We start from the raw sequence: 17,798 nt of genomic DNA on the forward strand, positions 1-17,798 counted from the left end.
ACAAGAACACAAGCGGGAAAGGCGTCGCGCCCTTCCCTGTCCCGTTTACTCGCCCTTGGCGCGCCGTTCGATCACTTCCCACTTTTCCAGCGCGGTCGTGAGCAAGGCATCGATCTGCGCGAAGCGCTCGTTGATGCGACGCGCGTCGGCCGGGTTGGTTTTGTAGAAGTCGGGGGCGTTGAGCAACAAGGTGATGGCCGACTGTTCGTCTTCCAGGCTGGCGATGAGGAGCGGCAATTCGTCCAGTTCGCGCTGTTCCTTGTAGCTGAGCTTGACCTTTTTTGCCGCTTCCTTCGGTGCGGCGGCGGCGGCGGCCGGGGCAGCCTTGACGGCGGCCGGCTTGGCCGCCGGGGTCTGCGCCTTCACGCGTTCCCAGTCGGTGTAGCCGCCGACGAATTCGCGCCACATGCCCTCGCCCTCGGCGACGATGACCTGGGTGACGACATTGTCGAGGAAGGTGCGGTCGTGGCTGACCAGGAACACGGTGCCCGTGTACTCTTCGAGCAGCTCTTCGAGCAGTTCGAGGGTGTCGATGTCGAGATCGTTGGTGGGCTCATCGAGCACCAGGCAGTTGGCCGGCTTGGCGAACAGCCGCGCCAGCAGCAGGCGATTGCGCTCACCGCCGGAGAGCGACTTGACGGGCGAACGGGCGCGCTCGGGGGCGAACAGGAAGTCGTTGAGGTAGCTCATCACGTGCTTCTTGGCGCCGTTGACCTCGACCCAGTCGCTGCCCGGGGCGATGGTTTCCATCAGGTTGGCCTCTTCGTCGAGCTGGGCGCGCATCTGGTCGAAGTACGCCACCTGCAGCTTGGTGCCCAGCTTGGCCTTGCCGCTGTCCGGGGTTTCTTCGCCAAGGATCATTTTGAGCAAGGTGGTCTTGCCGGCGCCGTTGGCGCCGATCAGGCCGACCTTGTCGCCACGCAAAATCGTGCCGCTGAAATTGTCGACGATGATCTTGTCGCCGTAGCGCTTGGAGACGTTTTCCAGGTCGGCCACGATCTTGCCGGAGCGGTCGCCCGAGGTGACCACGAGGTTGACCTGGCCCTGCTGGTCGCGGCGCACGGCGCGTTGCGCGCGCAGCGCTTCGAGGCGGCGCACGCGGCCTTCGTCGCGCACGCGGCGCGCCTTGACGCCCTTGCGGATCCACACTTCTTCCTGCGCCAGGAACTTGTCGAACTTGGCCGCTTCGACCTCTTCGATTTCCAGCTGTTCGGCCTTGCGCGTCTGGTAGGCGGAGAAATTGCCCGGATACGACAACAGCTTGCCCCGGTCCAGTTCGATGATGCGGGTGGCGACGTTGTCGAGGAAGCTGCGATCGTGGGTGATGAACAGCACCGAGCCTTTAAAATCGCGCAGCAGGCCTTCGAGCCACATGATGGAGCGGAAATCGAGGTGATTGGTGGGCTCGTCGAGCAGCAGCACGTCCGGCGCCGACACCAGCGCCACCGCCAGCGCCACGCGCTTTTGCATGCCGCCCGACAGGGTGCCCATCAGCGATTCGCCCGCCAGGCTGAGCCGGTCGAGCGTGGTATCGACCTTGTTCTGCATGCTCCAGCCGTCGGTCGCATCGAGCTGGACTTGCAGGTCGTGCATTTTTTCCATCAGCGCATCGTCGTCGCCCTGGCCGAACTGGCCCGTGAGCGCCTCGTACTCGGCCAGCCAGGCCGCCTGTTCGCCCATGCCGGCGGCGACGGCGTCGAACACGGAGCTGGCCGGATCGAAGGTCGGTTCCTGCTCGACGTAGGCGATCTTGATGCCTTGCTGCATGACGAGCAAGCCGTCATCGAGCTTGAATTTGCCCGAGATAGTCTTGAGCAAGGACGATTTGCCGGTGCCGTTACGGCCGATCAGGCCGACGCGCTCTCCCGTTTCGAGAGAAAACTCGGCGTGATCGAGCAAGGCGACGTGGCCGAACGCGAGCTGCGCCGACGAGAGGGAAATGACTGCCATAGTATGAGGGTGCCTGGGCGCGGGAGGCTATCGCATGGAGAAAGCGCGACAGGCTGCAGGGCCGGAAAATTAATGGAAGTGCGCATTGTACCGGGTGTGGCCGCCGAAGTCCCGAAAGCCGGGAAAGGTCGGCTATAATTGCGCTCGATTGACGACACCGGATGGCCCTGCGCCGTCGCGATCGCCCAGTCAAAACGGTAATGCCGCGCCGCCAGTTTTCCCCGGCGGTGCCCGCGTCTCTCCGTAGCACAATGGATAGTGCACATGCCTCCTAAGCGTGGGATACTGGTTCGATTCCAGTCGGAGGGACCAGTCGGTTCACAATGCCTGTTTATTTTCAATGACATCGAGATCATTGACGCTCATTTGAGCGATGCCGGGTGTGGTACACCGGCTCTATCAGACACAACTTGTTCGTTCGGCTTGACGCGGCGCTGCGAGCTCGACGGCGCGCTATCCCCACCACGCGTGCGCGATGACGGACAAGGACGGCGACAAGGCTGAAACAGCGCCCCGCCGCCGCGATCGGCGCTCAAGGCGAAGCAAACGCGCGCCGCAGTGCCGGCGGGTGGGATCGCAGGTCGATTCTTTGCGCGCGCATGGCGTGTTTCAAGCGCGCGCTGCCGCCAAACCCTTGCTCCAGGCGCCGCCGCAGATCCCGCGCCAACAGATCCATGGCCTCGGCCGACAACTGGCCATCGCCGATAGGGGAAAAGCTGTCCGCCGCCGCACTGAGCACGTCGCAGCGTCCGCCCGTCACGCGCAGCAGCAAACCGTAGTCGTCGGACTCATACGGGTGAAAGTGAGGCGGGACGGGGGCATGGCGGATGAATTAGCCACCCACCACGTAGTAGGCGGCCGCCGGCGTGTCGAGCCGGGCAAAGATCCAGCTTTGGCGACTGGCATTTTCGTTGGCCATCTCCGTGCAGGCATCGTAGAGAGGCGCTGGCAGCGGCTCGAAAAGCGTCTTGGCGATGTTCTAGCGCAGTTCGAACACCGGATCACGCGCCACTGCAGGAGGCTGGTCGGCCACTGACGCGTACGCGAAGGACGTCAGCAACGTCAATACTGCCAGGGCCAGGACCCGCGCTTTACAGGCGGCGATAGATCTCATAATCCGGCTCCTCTCTTCTGTATGCCGGACCTGGCCAAAACGCGCGCTGGACGAAGCCGGATACCCAGTTGCTGCCATCCCATGCTTGAATATGTCCGGCTTTCCCGCCATTTTCAGGCGGATTCATCACTGCGATATCGCCTTTTCTGATGGACTGGAAATCATCACTTACCTTGGCGATGATCCTGTAGCCATTCATGCGCAGAATTGTTCCGTAGACTTAGCGTAGAACGGGTGGCCAACAGTACTTGCGCCTCCTGCCTCCAAAGCCTCTCGCATAGGGGTTGCGCAGATTCCTCTGCCGAACAATGGCAAGGCGGATTTGCGTAAATGCGCTATGAATTTTTCTATATCGACTGTCATTGTTTATCCTCTTCAATTGGCCTTCCCGAAGTAAAGTACGCCCCCCCAATGGGCCAGATCTTCTGTTTTGGAAAGTGTGATCAGTGTGCTGCAAGCAATGCTTGTCGAATTGATCCTGCGCAAGTCGGCAGCCCCAGCCGCGGCCCCTTGCATGGGGTTCTCGCCCATTCCCTGCCGCCACTGGAGTATCCCTTTTAAGGTCAGCCGTTCACAATTAGTCTGGTGCCAAGCGGTATCGGCCATGCGAACAAAGACATCGACACCACGACAGCATCTGAGGCCCTGCTTTTTCATGGGCGCAATGGCGCGGCGCCGTCCCAGCGCCCTCGCGCGTGGCAATTCCACCAATAGTCACAATGGATTGTTGTGTTTAGGTAATAGCTCTGTATGATCAGCAACCCGACCGGGCCTACCGTCGAGCGCGTGCTCTGGGTAAGCATTGAGCGATCCCCAAGCCGCTCGCTGGACCTGCCTGCCCCTGCGCCATTGTGTTGTGCCGGACACTGCTTGCCGCCCCGCTGCGCGCCATTTCTCCCCTGATGTAGTGCGCTCGCCCGCTTGCGCCCCTCAGGTCGCCGTTTCAATGCAAGGGCATTGGTAAAACCTGCCCTTGATTCATTTCGTATTTCACAGAAGACCCCATGAACAAGTTAAACATCGGCACCCGTCTCCAACTGGCCTTTGGCGCCATGCTGCTCATCCTGATCGGCATCGCCGGCTTCGGCTGGAGTTCGCTGGCGGCCACCAAGGCGCGCATGGATGTCGTCGTCAATGAGAACAATCTGAAGATCGCCCTGTCGAACCGCGCGCTCCTCGACCTGAACCTGATTACCCGCTCGACGCGCAACTACATCCTCTACAAGGACCCGGCCGTCCTGCTGACAATGCGCGGACGAATCGACACGGCGCGCAAGAACATCGAAGCGAACCTCGCGCGCCTGGCCACGCAGGTGAGCAGCGAGAAGGCCATAGCGCTGTTTGCGGTGATCAAGACCGAGACCCCGGCCACCATCGCGCTGCTCGACAAGGTGCGGGCCATGGTCGATGCCGGCGAGGCGGAGCAGGCGCCCGCGTTTTTGCTGGGCACGGTGCAAGTGCCGCAGGACGCCGCGCTGGCCTCGCTGGGCGCCATGACCGCCTTGCAGGAAGAGCAGAATGAGATCGCCGTCCAGTCCATGCACGAGCAATACCAGTTTTCCGTGCGCGCGCTGGTGGCGGCGACCGTGTTCGCCGCCATCATCTCCGCCGCCATGGCGTGGCTGATCGGCCGCTCGATCACGGTGCCCGTCAACCACGCCGTGCGCATCGCGCAAACGGTGGCCGCAGGCGACCTGAGCAGCAATATCGTGGTCGTGGGCAGCGACGAGATCAGCGACTTGCTGCAGGCCTTGCAGGCGATGAACACGAGCCTGGCGGGCATCGTCGGCGAAGTGCGCGCCGGCAGCGACACCATTGCCACCGGTTCGCGCCAGATCGCCGTGGGCAGCGCCGATCTGTCGGTGCGGACGGAACAGCAAGCCAGTTCGCTGGAAGAAACCGCGTCGTCAATGGAAGAACTGACCGCCACCGTGCGGCAAAATTCCGACAACGCCCGCCAGGCCAACACGCTGGCGCAGTCGGCCTCGTCCGTTGCGGTGCGGGGCGGCAAGGTGGTCGCGCAAGTGGTCGAGACCATGGGCTCGATCAATGACTCGGCCAGGAAGATCGTCGACATCATCGGCGTGATCGACGGCATCGCTTTTCAGACCAACATCCTGGCGCTCAATGCGGCCGTCGAGGCAGCCCGCGCCGGTGAACAGGGCCGCGGCTTCGCCGTCGTCGCCAGCGAGGTGCGCAACCTGGCGCAGCGCTCGGCAGCGGCAGCGAAGGAAATCAAGGGCTTGATCGGCGATTCGGTCGAGAAGGTCGATGCGGGCGCCCGCCTGGTGGACGAGGCCGGCGTGACCATGGATGAAATCGTCGCCAGCGTGGCGCGCGTCACCGACATCATGGGTGAGATCAATACCGCCAGCCTCGAGCAAAGCGCCGGCATTGACCAGATCAACCAGGCCATCACCCAGATGGACGACGTCACCCAGCAAAACGCGGCGCTGGTGGAGCAGGCGTCGGCGGCGGCCGAATCGTTGACGGAACAGGCCGCCAAGCTGTCGCGCGTGGTGGCCGTGTTTACTTTGGGCACAGCTGTGGCGCAGGCAGGCGACCAGTCCGCGCGCCGGCGCATCGCCTGAGTCCCCCGCAGGGAGATTTCCTCGGATCAATACACTGCGCCAAGCTGCATCTATGTTAAATTCGCGTGAGATAAATGATTAACCCTGCCTCTCACGGCGAGATGCCCACCTTCACTCAGTTGCAGATCACGATGTCAACATTCAAGCACTGGGGCAATCTCAAGACGCGCATCGCGCTCGCCGTGGCGGTGCTGGTGTTTCTTGCCGTGGCTCTGGTCACGGCCGCGTCGCTGCTGCTGGCCAAGCGCGAAACGCGCGCCGTGCTGGGCGCCGAGCAGTACGCCACCCTGACCGCGGCAGGCGCCTATATCGATCGCGACCTCGACGCCAAACGCACCCTGTTGCGCCTGGTGGCAGAACTGATGCCGGACGCCATCCTTGAGCATCCGGCGCAGCTGCAGGCGCTGCTGGCTGGCCACGCCACCTTGCGCGAGGAATTTTCCAACATTGCCGCGTTCGACCCGCAGGGCAATGTCTTCGCCAGCCTGAGCGTCGCCAAAACGGGCGAGTCGCTCAATGTCAGGCACCGCGATTTTTTTCGCGATACGGTCGCTTACCACGAAGGGGTGGTTTCCGCGCCGTTTCTGAGCCGGCTGACGGGGCTGCCCGTGGTGGTGATCACGCAGCCGATTTACAACCGTGCCGGCCAGCTCAAGTTCATCATCAGCGGCTCGCTCGACCTGTCGAGTCCGCGCATCTTTGGCCAGCTCAATGCCGTCAAGCCGGGCCAGTCCGGCTACGTCGCGCTGCTGTCGGGCGACGGCACCTATATCCTGCACCCGGACAAGCGCCGCCTGCTGGCCCGCGTGGCCGATGACAAGGACGGCACGCGCGCGGCGACGGCGGCCGCCCTGCGCGGCTTCGAAGGCTGGACGGAAGGCCAATCGCAAACGGGGGTGCTCGCCCTGCTGACCTACCGGCGCCTGCACACCAACGACTGGATCATCGCCAGTGTTTATCCCATGGACGAGGCGCTGGCCGCCTTTGACGGGGCCAGCGTGCAGGCGCTGGCCACGGCGCTGGTGGTGGCGGTGCTGGCCGGCCTGGTCGGTTGGATCGGCATCTCCAAGCTGCTCAGCCCGCTCGGAGCGCTCCAGCGCCACGTCCAGCAAGCCGCCTCCGCGGGCAGCGACCTGGAGGTGTTCAATGTGCGGCGCGACGATGAATTCGGCCGCCTGAGCCGGGCCTTCTATGCGCTGTCGAAAAAACGCCAGGCGGCCGAAGCGGCACTGGCGGCGCAGGCCATGACGGACCCGCTGACGGGCCTGTCGAACCGCCGCCGCTTCGACAGCGCCATGGCGCTGGCCTTCGCCCGCGCCGAGCGCAGCGGCGGCGTGCTGGCCATCGCCTACCTCGACATCGACCATTTCAAGGCCATCAACGACCAGCACGGCCACGGCGGCGGCGATGCGGTGCTGATCGAATTTTCCCGCCGCCTGCGGCGCGCCGTGCGCAGCACCGACACGGTGGTGCGGCTGGCCGGCGACGAGTTCACGGTGATTTTCGAATCCTTCACCGCCCATTGCGACCCGCACCTGCTGGGCCAGAAGATCATCGATGCGATGAGCCAGCCGATCCTCATCGAGGGGGTGACGCTGCGGGCCACGGCCAGCGTCGGCATTTGCGCCGGCCCCTCGGCGGGCCGGACGGCGGCCGATTTCCTGCGCCTGGCCGATGACGCCCTGTACCGCGCCAAGCAGGAAGGACGGGGCCGTTATGCCCTGCATCTGTTGCGCCAGGACCCGGCGCATGAGGGCGCCGGCGCCGCGCCCACGGCGCCGGCTGTACCAGGCCCAGCTGCCTGAGTCCAGCTGAACGGGGCCATGACGCACGTCCCGCTTGCTGCGAGCGCTCGCTGCAGGGGTATGTCGCGCGGCTGAGCGGGCGCGGGCGCCCGCTCAGCGCTCCAGCGCCGCCGCCGTCGCCTTCTCGGCCACCGCCGCCAGCGCCGCCCGCAGCGCCGCCTCCAACTGCGCCGGCGCGCTGACATCGAAGGCGTCGACAGCGGCGAAGGCGGCGAACGGCGCCGCCGCGCTTTCCAGCCCCAGCGTGACGCAGCCCGCGTGCAACTTGCCCAGGCGGGCGCGGACCTGCTCGGACTGGCCGGTGCGCAGCAGCACGGTCAACTCGCCCGCCGCCGCCTGTAACTGCTGCTCGAAGCCGCCCAGATAGGCCAGCAGGCGGGCGCCGTCGATACCCAGCCGGGCCATGGTGGCGCGCGCGCTCTCGCCATCGGGGGTGGCGTTCGGGGTCAGGCCGGCCAGCTCGGCCAGCACCAGCGCCTGTTCGAACGGCTTGACCAGGTAGCCGCCCGCGCCCAGGCCGCTGGCCTCGGCCATGGTGGCGTGGTCGTTGGCCGAGGAGGCCAGCACGAAGCGCATGCTCGCCAGCGCGGGCTCGGTGTTCACCCGCGCCAGCAAGGCCATGCCGGACAGGCGCGGCATGCGCAAGTCGCAAAAGCAGATCGCCGGTCGCAGGCCGCCAGCGAGCTGGGCCCAGGCGTCTTCGCCATCTTCGGCTTCAAAAATTTCGTAAGCGCCGCAACTGTCGACCAGATGCATCAATACCATGCGCGAGACGACGTCGTCGTCAACTACCAGGACCTTCATGCGCGCCTCCCGCTGCCAAGAAATGTTTCGTTCAATATAACAAATTCCGACAGTTCATGCCGTTCACATGTGCTCGAAGGCATCGAGCAGGCTGTCAAGGCGCACCAGGCTCGCTTCCAGATGCGCCCATTGGCGGCCATCGGCGGCCACTTCCAGCTGGCCCGCCAGGACTTGCAGCTGGCCCGCCGGCCCTTGCAGGGTGCTGCCGTGCAGGTGGGCGGCGCTGCCCTTGAGGCCATGCAGCACGCGGGCGGCGTGCTCGTGGTCGCGCCGCGCGATGGCGCCGGCCAGTTCGACGCGGCGCGCCGGCAGGTCGGCGGCGAAGGCGGCCAGCAGGCGCGCCGCCAGCTCGCCGGCGCGCCCGCCCGCGGCCGTCACCACGCCGAACATGGCGTCGAGGTCGGCCACGCCGATGGCGCCAGGGTCGGCCACCGGCGTGGCCGACCCTGGCGCCATCGGCGAGAGCGCAATGCCACGCGCCAGCTGGCGCTCGATGGCGCGCCACAGGTGCTGGTGCAGCGCGTCCTCGTCGATCGGTTTGGTCAGGAAATCGTCCATGCCGGCGGCCAGGTAGCGCGCGCGGTCTTCCTCGCTGGCGTTGGCGGTGAGGGCGATGATCATCAGCTCGCGGTCCTGCACCGGCGCCTCGGGCGGGCCGCCGGCGCGGATCGACCGGGTGGCGCTGGCGCCATCGAGTTCGGGCATGCGGCCATCCATCAGGATCACGTCGTAGCGCTGGCGGGCGCAGGCGGCCAGCGCCAGCAGGCCATTGTCGGCGATGTCGACCTGGTGGCCCAGGTCCTGCAGCATCATGCGGATGATGATCTGGTTGGTGGGGAAGTCCTCGGCGCACAGCACGCGCAGGCTGTGGCTGTGGCGCAGGCGCGCCGTCGGCGGCGGCTCGACCGGCGCGCTGCCGTCCGGCAGCGGCAGGACAAAACTGAAACGGCTGCCCTTGCCCTGCTCGCTCACCACGCTGATGGCGCCGCCCATCAGCTCGACCAGCTGGCGGCAAATCGCCAGACCCAGGCCAGTGCCGCCGTAGCGCCGGGTGGTGGTGCTGTCGGCCTGCTCGAACTTCTGGAACAGGCGCGACTGCGCTTCCAGTGCGATACCGATTCCGGTATCCTGCACCGAAAACTGTATCATATTGATGCCCGCCCGCGGCGCCGCCTCGGCCAACCGCTCAACCCGCACGAACACCGCGCCCCGCTCGGTAAATTTGAAGGCGTTGCCGACCAGGTTGACCAGCACCTGGCGCAGCCGGGCCGGGTCGCCCGTGACGTAGCGGGGCAAGTCCGGCTCGAGCACGATGTCGAAGCTCACGCTCAGCGCCGCCGCCTGCTCCTCGAACAGGGTGCCCACCGTCTCGAGCGTGGCCGCCAGGGCGAAGTCGATGCCCTCGACGGTGAGCTTGCCCGCTTCGATCTTGGAAAAATCGAGCAGGTCGTTGATGATCGCCAGCAGCACCTGGGCATTGGCCTGGCCACGCACGATCTGCTCGCGGGTGCCGTCGTGCAGGCGGGCGTCGCGCAGGGCGAAGCCGAGCATGCCGATCACCCCGGCCAGCGGGGTGCGCATCTCGTGGCTCATATTGGCCAGAAATTCCGACTTCTGGCGGGTGGCGTCCTCGGCGCGCTGCTTGGCCAGGCGCAGGCGCTCGTCGTTTTCCTGCAGGGCGCGGTTGGCCAGCGCCAGTTCGTCGGTGTTCAGGCGCACCTGCTGTTCCATCTCCTCGAGCTGGCGGTAGGCGTGCGCATTGTCGAGCGCCACGGCGGCGTGCGCAGCCAGCGTTTGCAGCATGTCCAGGTGCACCCGGCGGTAGGCGTTGGGCAGCACGCTTTGCACGCACAGCACCCCCATCACGCGCTCCTTGACCATCATCGGCACGTACATGGCCGACTCGGTCACCGAGCCGGGAGTGCCGTCGATGCGCGCCAGGTCGGCCAGCACGTCGTTCTCGGGGGCGCCGATGTAGGCCTCGTATTCGAGCGCGCGGTGGTTGATGAACACTTCGCGCTTGTGGGTCAGGCACCACACCGCCAGCTGGTGCGGCTGGTGCATCGAGCGCTGGTAGCGCGGGGTGCGCACGCCCTGGTCGACGGTGAAGGCGAAGTCGATTTCCTCGCGCTCGGCGTGATAGATGCCGATCCCGAAAATGCGCGCGTCCATCAGGTTCTGCACGTGGCGGTAGACGATGTCCATGATGGTTTCCATGTCGAGCGTGGCGGTCATCTCGCGGCCGATCTCGGAGAGGATCGAGATGTTCCGGTGCGCCAGTTCGACGTTTTCCTTTTGCTGCTGCAGTTCAGCCTTTTGCCGCTCGGCGTCCAGGTGGCGCTGCTCGGCGCCGGCGCGCTGGGTTTCGGCCTCGCGCCGGCGCGCGTCCAGTTCGAGCTTCTGGCGCTCGAGCAGGCGATTCTGCTGGCCGATTTCGGCGGTGCGCTGGCGTACCTGCGCCTCCAGGTGCGCCTTCTGGCGGCGCAGGCCGCGCATGCGCGAACGGTAGGCGGCAAAGCCCAGTCCCAGCGCCAGCAGGGCCGCCAGCGTGCGCACCCACCAGGTCTTCCACAGGGGCGGGCGGATGACGATCCTCAGGCTGGCGCCCTGCGGGCTCCAGATCCCGTCCTTGTTGGCCGCCTTGACCCGAAACGTGTAGGTGCCCGGATCGAGGTTGGTGTAGGTGGCGAAGCGCTTGCTGGCGTCGGTGTTGACCCAGGCCTCGTCGAAGCCGACCAGTTGGTAGGCGAATTTGTTGCGCTGGGGGGCGGCGTAATGGAGCGCCGAGAACTCCAGCGAAAACACCGAGTCGGCGCTGTCGAGGGTGACGGCGGTGGCGTGTTCGATCGGCCCCTTGAGCAGGCCCGGGTGGACCTGCTCGACCGGCTTGTTGAATACCTGGAAACCGGTGATGACGGCGCGCGGCGCCAGCAGGTTGTCGGTGACGGCGCGCGGATTGAAGGCGGTGACGCCGTTGAAACCGCCGAAATACAGGGTGCCGTCGGGCGCCCTGGCGGCGGCGCCGTCGAAGTAGGCGCCTTCGGTGGTACCGTCGCCCGCGTTGTAGGTGCGCCAGCGATTGGTCAGCGGCGAAAAGCGCGACAAGCCCGTGCTCGAACTGATCCACAGGTTGCCCAGTTCGTCCTCGATCATGGCGGCGACGGCGTCGTCGGCCAGGCCGTCGGCGGTGCGGTAGCGGCGAAAGCGAATGGCGCCGTCGGGCCCCTTGATCATCTTGTTGATGCCGCCGGCGGTGCCGACCCAGATGTCGCCGCGGGCGTCGCGCAGCAGGTGGTGCACCTCGTCGTGACTGAGGCTGTCGCGCACGCCCGCTTCGTGGCGGAAGTGGCGGAAGGTGCCGCTGGCGGGGTCGAACAGGTCGAGACCGTCGAAGGTGCCGACCCACAGCTGGCCATTGGGCTCCTCGAGCATCGGCCGCACCACGTTGTCGGCCAGGCTGGCCGGATCGGCCGGGTCGTGGCGGAAGGTACGCACCTTGCCGCTGGCCAGGTCGAGCCGGTGCAGGCCGCCGCGGCTGGCGATCCACAGCTTGTCGTCGGCGCTCACCAGAAGCGCGCGCACGGTTTCGCCATCGGCGTCGCCGCCGGCCACCTGGCGGCGCTGGAACACGCCGCTGGCCGGGTCGTAACTGGTGAGCGCGCCGCGCCCGCCCGCCCACACCCGGCCGGTGCGGTCGCGCGCCAGCGCGCTCAAGGGACCGTCGGCCAGGCTGTTCGGCTGGTCCGGCTGGTGCCGCAGCAGGCGGCTGGCGCCCGAGGCGGGATCGTAGTGATTCAGGCCGTCATTGGTCCCCAGCCACAGTTTTCCGGCGCCGTCGTCGATGATCGCCCTTACCTTGTTGTCGGAAATCGAGGGGGCGCCGTCGGCCTTGACGATGCGGGTGAAGCCGCCGCTGCCCAGGTCGACCCGCGAGACGCCGGCATACCAGGTGCCGACCCAGAAGGTGCCGACCCGGTCGCGGTAGATCGAGGAGACGAAATTGTCGGCCAGGCTGTGGCTGTCGGCCGGCTCGTTGCGGTGATTGGCGAAGCGGCGCACCTGCGGCATCCAGCGGTACAGGCCGTCATCATGGGTGCCGGCCCAGACGGTGGTGTCGGCGTCCTGGAACAGCGCCGTGATTTCGCCGCTGGTGATCGCTTCGGCGGCGCCCAGCCGGCGCCGCCCGGCCGGCCCGGCCGCCAGCTTCCACGTTTCCAGGCCCGCCATGGTGCCGATCCACAGGGTGCCGGTGGCGTCAGCGAGCAGCGCCGAGACATTGTTGCGCTTGGCGTCGACATCGCTCAGTGCGTGATGGTCGATGACGCTGGCGCCCGGCGCCAGGCTGTCCAGGCCGGCGCTGGTGCCGATCCACAGGCGCCCGCCGGCATCGAGCGCCAGTGCCTTGACGGTGTTGCTGGCCAGGCTGGTGGCGACGCCGGCCTGGCGGTGCCAGACCTTGAAGCTGCCGCTGGCGATGTCGAAGTGCTGCAGGCCGTCGGCGGTGGCCAGCCACAGGCCACCCTTGCCGTCGTCGACGATGGCGTGGATGTGGCGGTTGCCGTTGCCCCGCTTGCCCGGCTCGGCCGGCGCAAAATGGGTGAACTGGCCGTTGGCGGGGTCGAAGCGATCGAGGCCGCCGTCAGTGCCGATCCAGATGCGGCCGGCGCCGTCGACGTGCAGCACGCGTACCCAGTTGTTGGCCAGGCTGTTGCTGACGTTCGCTTCGTTGTGATAGGTGATGACGCGGTAGCCGTCAAAGCGCGACAGGCCGGACTGGCTGCCGAACCACATGAAGCCGTCGCGGTCCTGCACCACCGCCAGCACCGATTCCTGCGCCAGGCCATGTTCGACGCTGAGCTGCTCGAAGCGCAGGCTGCGCGGCGGCGCCGCGCCGGCCGGCGTGGCCAGCAATGGCAGCCAAAAAACCAGCGACAGCAACAGGGCCAGCAGCAGGCGCCGGGGCGCGTGGTTCGGGGCGGCCATGTCAGGGCGCGAAGAAGGCCAGCACGTCGGCCTTCATGGCCAGGGTATCGCGCTGGCCCAGGCGGATCAGCTCGCGCGTGTAGTCGGCCTCGAACAGCAGGTAGGAGGCGAGCGCGGCGCCGCGCGTTTCCAGCGCGCCGATCCCCGACAGCAGCGCCCGCACGGGCGCCGGAAGGCTGGCGGTATGGCGCGCGGCGATCATGTCGAGCCGTTCGGACGGCGCGATCACCAGCAGCTCGATGGGCCGCAGCGCGCCCTGCGCGCGCAGCTGCGGCGGCATCATCGACAAGGTGGCGTTGATGCGGGTCAGGCGCTCGATGTCGACGGCCAGGCTGTCAAGAAAAATCGAGGCCATCGCATGGCCGGCGATCTGCGCCAGCGAGGGGTAGTTGGCGCTGCCCGGCGCGCGCCGCTCCGCTTCGTGCATGCGCCCCGCCCCCACCACCAGCACGCGGGTGGCGCCCAGGTGGATCGCCGGCGAGATGGGCGCCAGCTGGCGCATGCTGCCGTCGCCGCAGTACTCGCGCTGGCCATCGAGGTACAGGGGCACGGCGGGAAAAATGAAGGGAATGGCGGCCGAGGCGAGCAGGTGTTCGACGCCGATCTGGTCGCGCTGGGCGGTGCGCTGCGTGCGCACCCACGGCGCCACCTCTTCGGCGCACTGGTAGAACGTCACGTGCTGGCCGCCCGTGTACGAGGAGGCGTTGACGGCCAGCGCGTGCAGCAGGCCGTCGGCCAGCGCCGCGTCCAGGCGCGGCAGGTCGAGCAGGCGATGGAGCAGGCCGGCCAGCGGGGTGTTGTCGAGCAGCGAGGCGGGCGGCGCCGCCCGCCACTTGCGCAGCAGCCAGCCGAACGACAGGATCGACAACCAGCGCGCGCCCGAGCGCAGCACGCCGATCGAATCGGCGCGGTAGACCTGCTCGACGCGGAAATTCTCCCAGACGTCGAGCAGTTTTTGCACGCCCTCGCCGAAGTTGTCGGCGCGGCAGGCCAGCGCCGTGGCGTTGATGGCGCCGGCCGAGGTGCCGCAGATGATATCGAAGGGATTCCTGGCCGGCGGCCAGCCCTGCTCCCACAGCAGCTGCGCGATCGCCTGCAGCACGCCGACCTGGTAGGCGGCGCGCGCGCCGCCGCCTGTCAGGATCAGGCCGGTTTTCTCGTGGGGTTCCATCCGGCAAGGGTAGCAGGCCGGAGGGGGACTGGGCTAGTAAAAGTTGCGCGGGCGAATCTGTCGCACGTCCACTCAGTCGCCCTTGGCCACCCCTTCCCGGCGCGGATCGGCGCCGCCGAACCACAGGTCCTGGCCGTGAATCGACATCCGTTGGATGCCGTGCAGGCCCGAGTTCTGTTCCGACAACCTGACGACGTGGCCGCGCGCCTTGAGGGCATCGATGGTGGCCTGCGGGAAGCGGCGCTCTTCCAGTTCGGTGGGGCCGTTGCGGCTGCCGAAATTGGGCAAGGCGATCGCCTGCTGCACGTTGAGGTTCCAGTCGAGGGTGCCGACGAGCACCTTGGCGACATAATTGATGATGGCCGGCCCGCCCGGCGAGCCGGTCGCCAGCACCAGTTTGCTGGTGGCCTTGTCGAACACGATGGTGGGCGACATGGCGCTGCGCGGACGCTTGCCGGGTTGCACGCGGTTGGCGATGGGGCCATCCTTGTCGCTGGACTCGAACGAGAAATCGGTGAGCTGGTTGTTGAGGATGAAGCCGTCGACCATCTGGCGCGAGCCGAACAGGTCTTCCACCGTGGTCGTCATCGACAGGCCGTTGCCGTGGCCGTCGACCACCACCAGGTGCGAGGTGGCCGGGTTGTCGATGGCGGTGTCGGTGCCCCAGGCCACCTGCATGCCGGGCGGATTGCCGGCCGGCGCCGTGCCCATCGAGGTGTCGCCGATCAGGCGGGCGCGGGTGGCCAGGTAGTTCTTGTCGATCAGGCCAGGCACGCCCCGTCCCGGCAGCGGCACGAAGTCGGTGTCGGCGGCGTAGCGGTTGCGATCGGCGTAGGCCAGCCGGCCCACTTCGCTAAACAGGTGCACGGCCTCGACCCCGGGCGCGGCGCCGGGCGCCGGCGCCAGCGCGGCCAGGTCGCGCGTTTCGAGCATGCCCAGCATCTGCGCGATGGCAATCCCGCCCGACGACGGCGGCGGCATGCCGCACACGGTCCAGGCGCGGTAATCGCTGCACACGGGCGTGCGCAGTTTCGGCTGGTAGCCGGCGATGTCCTGCGCCGTCAGCTTGCCCGGGTTGGTCGGGTGGGCGGCCACCTTGGCGGCGATGTCGCGGGCGATGTGGCCCGTATAGAAGGCGTCGGCGCCGCCGCGGGCGATCTCGCGCAGCGTCGCCGCCAGCGCGGGATTTTTCAGCAGGTAGCCGATCGGCCGCGGCTGCATGGCGGCATCATAAAAATAGGCGGCCGCCACCGGATCCTTGCGGATGTGCTGGTCGAACATCAACAGGCCGTTGAGGCGCTGGCTGACCTTGAAACCCTGTTCGGACAGGGTGATGGCTGGCTCGAACAGGGTTTTCCAGGGCAGCTTGCCGTGCTGCTTGTGGGCCAGTTCGAGCATGCGCAGCACGCCCGGGGCGCCCACCGAGCGCCCGCCCACCACGCCGGCGCTGCGCGAGACGGGGCTGCCGTCGGCGTTTTGAAACAGGTGTTCGTCGGCGCCTGCGGGCGCGGTTTCGCGGCCGTCGAACGCTTGCACCTGCTTGCCGTCGAAGTACATCAGGAAGGCGCCGCCGCCGATGCCCGACGATTGCGGCTCGACCAGGGTCAGCACCATTTGGGTGGCGATGGCCGCGTCAATGGCGCTGCCGCCCTTCCTGAGCATGCGGTAGCCGGCATCGACGGCCAGCGGATTGGCCGCCGCCACCATGAATTTGCGGGCCGCCCAGCCCGCTTTTTCCTGGTAGGCGGTGGCAACTTCCGGCGCGTCCTGCGTGGTGGCGGGCCGCGTGGCCGCCACTTGTGCGACGGCAGGAAAACAGGCGAAAGCGCCCGTCAGCGCGGCCGCGAGGGCCAGTGTACGTACAGTGATCATCGATGCTCCGCAGCTGTTAAATTGACTGCGAGTATCGTACAACATTCTTTCGCAATTTGTTGCATGGCAACAGAAGACGCGCCGGCTGCAGGTCTGCCCTGGCTGCCGGCGGCAAGGCCTTACTTGGGCTGCATGCGGATGGCGCCGTCCAGGCGGATGGTTTCGCCGTTGAGCATAGTGTTTTCGATGATGGTGCGGGCCAGGTGCGCGTACTCGTCGGGACGCCCCAGGCGCGGTGGGAACGGCACCATCTTGCCGAGGGCGTCGCGCACTTCTTCGGGCATGCCCATCAGCATGGGCGTCTCAAAAATGCCGGGGGCGATCGTCATCACCCGCACGCCGCTGCGGGCCAGGTCGCGCGCCATCGGCAGGGTCAGCCCCACCACCGCCGCCTTCGAGGACGCGTAGGCGGCCTGGCCGATCTGGCCGTCATACGCCGCCACCGAGGCGGTGTTGATGATCACCCCGCGCTCGCCCGACTCGCCGGGCGCCGTCTTGCCCATGGCGTCGGCGGCCAGGCGGGCCATGTTGAAGGTGCCGACCAGGTTGATGTTGACGGCGCGCTGGAATGCCTCGAGCGGGTGCGGGCCGTCCTTGCCGACGGTTTTGATGGCGGGCGCCACGCCGGCGCAATTGATCAGGCCGCGCAAGGTGCCCAGCGCGGTCGCGGCGGCGACCACGGCCATGCCGTCGGCTTCCGAGGTGACGTCGCAGCGGACGAACTGGCCGCCCAGTTCGGCGGCCAAGGCGGTGCCCGCCTCGACCTGCACATCGGCCAGCACCACCTTGCCGCCGGCCCCGGCGATCATGCGCGCGCTGGCCGCGCCCAGGCCCGAAGCGCCACCGGTGATGATGAAGACGTTGTCTTGAATGTGCATGGGGGATCTCCTGAAAGTGTTGTTTAAATGCCGCAGCGATTATTTGACGTTTACGTAAACGTCAATTCTGTCAATTGTAGCGAATTTCTTCGCGCAATACAGTGCTGATCGCTCAAAAACACTGGACGCCCACCAGGGTGCGCGTGCACAGCTGGCCTTGCGGGGTGACGGCGGCGGCCCCCACCCCGGTACCGAGGCGCGCGCCGCTGGCGTCGGTGCAGCCGGCCGCCGTGCAGGTGGCGGGGACGGTGCCGCGCTGGCGCGGCGCCGTTGCCGCCGCCGGCCCGGCGCCGCCCGGGTCGAGGCGGGGGCCGTAGGTAAGCGGGGGCGGCGTTGCGCTGACGGCGGCGCTGCCGAGGATGCCCGGGGTGGGCGTGAGCACTTGCTGAACGGCGCGCCGGGGCGGGACCTTGGGCTTGGGCCTGGCCTTGTCCGCGGCCCTGACGGCGGGCACGGCCGGGTCCAGCGTCGGCCCCCACGACGGCGCCGCCGCGCCGCTGTCCTGGCGGGCGTGGGCGGCAGTGGCCAGGCCGGTGGCGGCCAGCACGGCGGCCAGCGCCAGCCCAGGCCAGTGGCGGCGGGTGGTGTTTGGCGGCTTGGTCAGCATCGATTTTCCTGGTCCATCCGCCA

11 protein-coding genes and 1 tRNA gene are annotated in these 17,798 nt (G+C 67.2%); 3 read left to right on the top strand and 9 right to left on the bottom strand.

What is annotated here, in order from left to right; all coding sequences use genetic code 11:
* Positions 1-45: 45 nt before the first annotated feature.
* Positions 46-1,950, bottom strand: coding sequence for an ATP-binding cassette domain-containing protein (locus ACP7EY_RS11760; RefSeq protein WP_426193667.1), 1,905 nt, complete (start codon positions 1,948-1,950; stop codon positions 46-48).
* Between the two features lie 237 nt (positions 1,951-2,187).
* Here ACP7EY_RS11760 and ACP7EY_RS11765 point away from each other — a divergent pair.
* A tRNA-Arg gene (locus ACP7EY_RS11765) sits at positions 2,188-2,262 on the top strand.
* A 220-nt stretch (positions 2,263-2,482) separates the two neighbouring features.
* Here the strand turns inward: ACP7EY_RS11765 and ACP7EY_RS11770 are convergent.
* Positions 2,483-2,722 (bottom strand): hypothetical protein, encoded by a 240-nt coding sequence (locus tag ACP7EY_RS11770; protein ID WP_426193669.1) that lies wholly within the window; start codon positions 2,720-2,722, stop codon positions 2,483-2,485.
* Between the two features lie 319 nt (positions 2,723-3,041).
* Positions 3,042-3,263, bottom strand: a complete 222-nt coding sequence (locus ACP7EY_RS11775; protein WP_426193671.1) for a hypothetical protein — start codon at positions 3,261-3,263, stop codon at positions 3,042-3,044.
* Between the two features lie 805 nt (positions 3,264-4,068).
* Between ACP7EY_RS11775 and ACP7EY_RS11780 the strand changes: the two genes are divergently transcribed.
* Positions 4,069-5,655 carry a methyl-accepting chemotaxis protein gene (locus ACP7EY_RS11780; protein ID WP_426193673.1) on the top strand — a complete coding sequence of 529 codons (1,587 nt, stop codon included), beginning with the start codon at positions 4,069-4,071 and terminating at the stop codon, positions 5,653-5,655.
* Positions 5,656-5,786: 131 nt separating this feature from the next.
* Positions 5,787-7,460: a diguanylate cyclase domain-containing protein gene (locus ACP7EY_RS11785; RefSeq protein WP_426193675.1), complete on the top strand. Its 1,674-nt coding sequence runs from the start codon at positions 5,787-5,789 to the stop codon at positions 7,458-7,460.
* A gap of 93 nt (positions 7,461-7,553) precedes the next feature.
* On the opposite strand, the gene ACP7EY_RS11790 is transcribed toward ACP7EY_RS11785, so the two are convergent.
* The 6 genes from ACP7EY_RS11790 to ACP7EY_RS11815 all read right to left on the bottom strand — a co-directional run bounded on the left by ACP7EY_RS11790 (position 7,554) and on the right by ACP7EY_RS11815 (position 17,775).
* The gene (locus tag ACP7EY_RS11790) at positions 7,554-8,264 is read right to left on the bottom strand and encodes a response regulator (RefSeq protein WP_426193677.1); all 711 of its coding nucleotides are present in this window, start codon (positions 8,262-8,264) and stop codon (positions 7,554-7,556) included.
* Positions 8,265-8,327: 63 nt separating this feature from the next.
* Positions 8,328-13,247, bottom strand: a complete 4,920-nt coding sequence (locus ACP7EY_RS11795) for a two-component regulator propeller domain-containing protein (RefSeq protein ID WP_426193679.1) — start codon at positions 13,245-13,247, stop codon at positions 8,328-8,330.
* A 1-nt stretch (position 13,248) separates the two neighbouring features.
* Positions 13,249-14,418, bottom strand: a complete 1,170-nt coding sequence (locus ACP7EY_RS11800) for a patatin-like phospholipase family protein (RefSeq protein WP_426193681.1) — start codon at positions 14,416-14,418, stop codon at positions 13,249-13,251.
* 72 nt (positions 14,419-14,490) lie between these two features.
* Complete coding sequence (gene ggt / locus ACP7EY_RS11805) at positions 14,491-16,290, bottom strand: gamma-glutamyltransferase (protein ID WP_426193683.1); 1,800 nt, start codon at positions 16,288-16,290, stop codon at positions 14,491-14,493.
* Between the two features lie 119 nt (positions 16,291-16,409).
* Positions 16,410-17,168 carry a 3-hydroxyacyl-CoA dehydrogenase gene (locus ACP7EY_RS11810; RefSeq protein WP_426193685.1) on the bottom strand — a complete coding sequence of 253 codons (759 nt, stop codon included), beginning with the start codon at positions 17,166-17,168 and terminating at the stop codon, positions 16,410-16,412.
* Between the two features lie 112 nt (positions 17,169-17,280).
* The gene (locus ACP7EY_RS11815) at positions 17,281-17,775 is read right to left on the bottom strand and encodes a hypothetical protein (protein WP_426193687.1); all 495 of its coding nucleotides are present in this window, start codon (positions 17,773-17,775) and stop codon (positions 17,281-17,283) included.
* Positions 17,776-17,798: the final 23 nt, after the last annotated feature.

The organism is Massilia sp. DWR3-1-1 (assembly GCF_049898325.1).
Lineage (GTDB): Bacteria > Pseudomonadota > Gammaproteobacteria > Burkholderiales > Burkholderiaceae_D > JAFCUW01.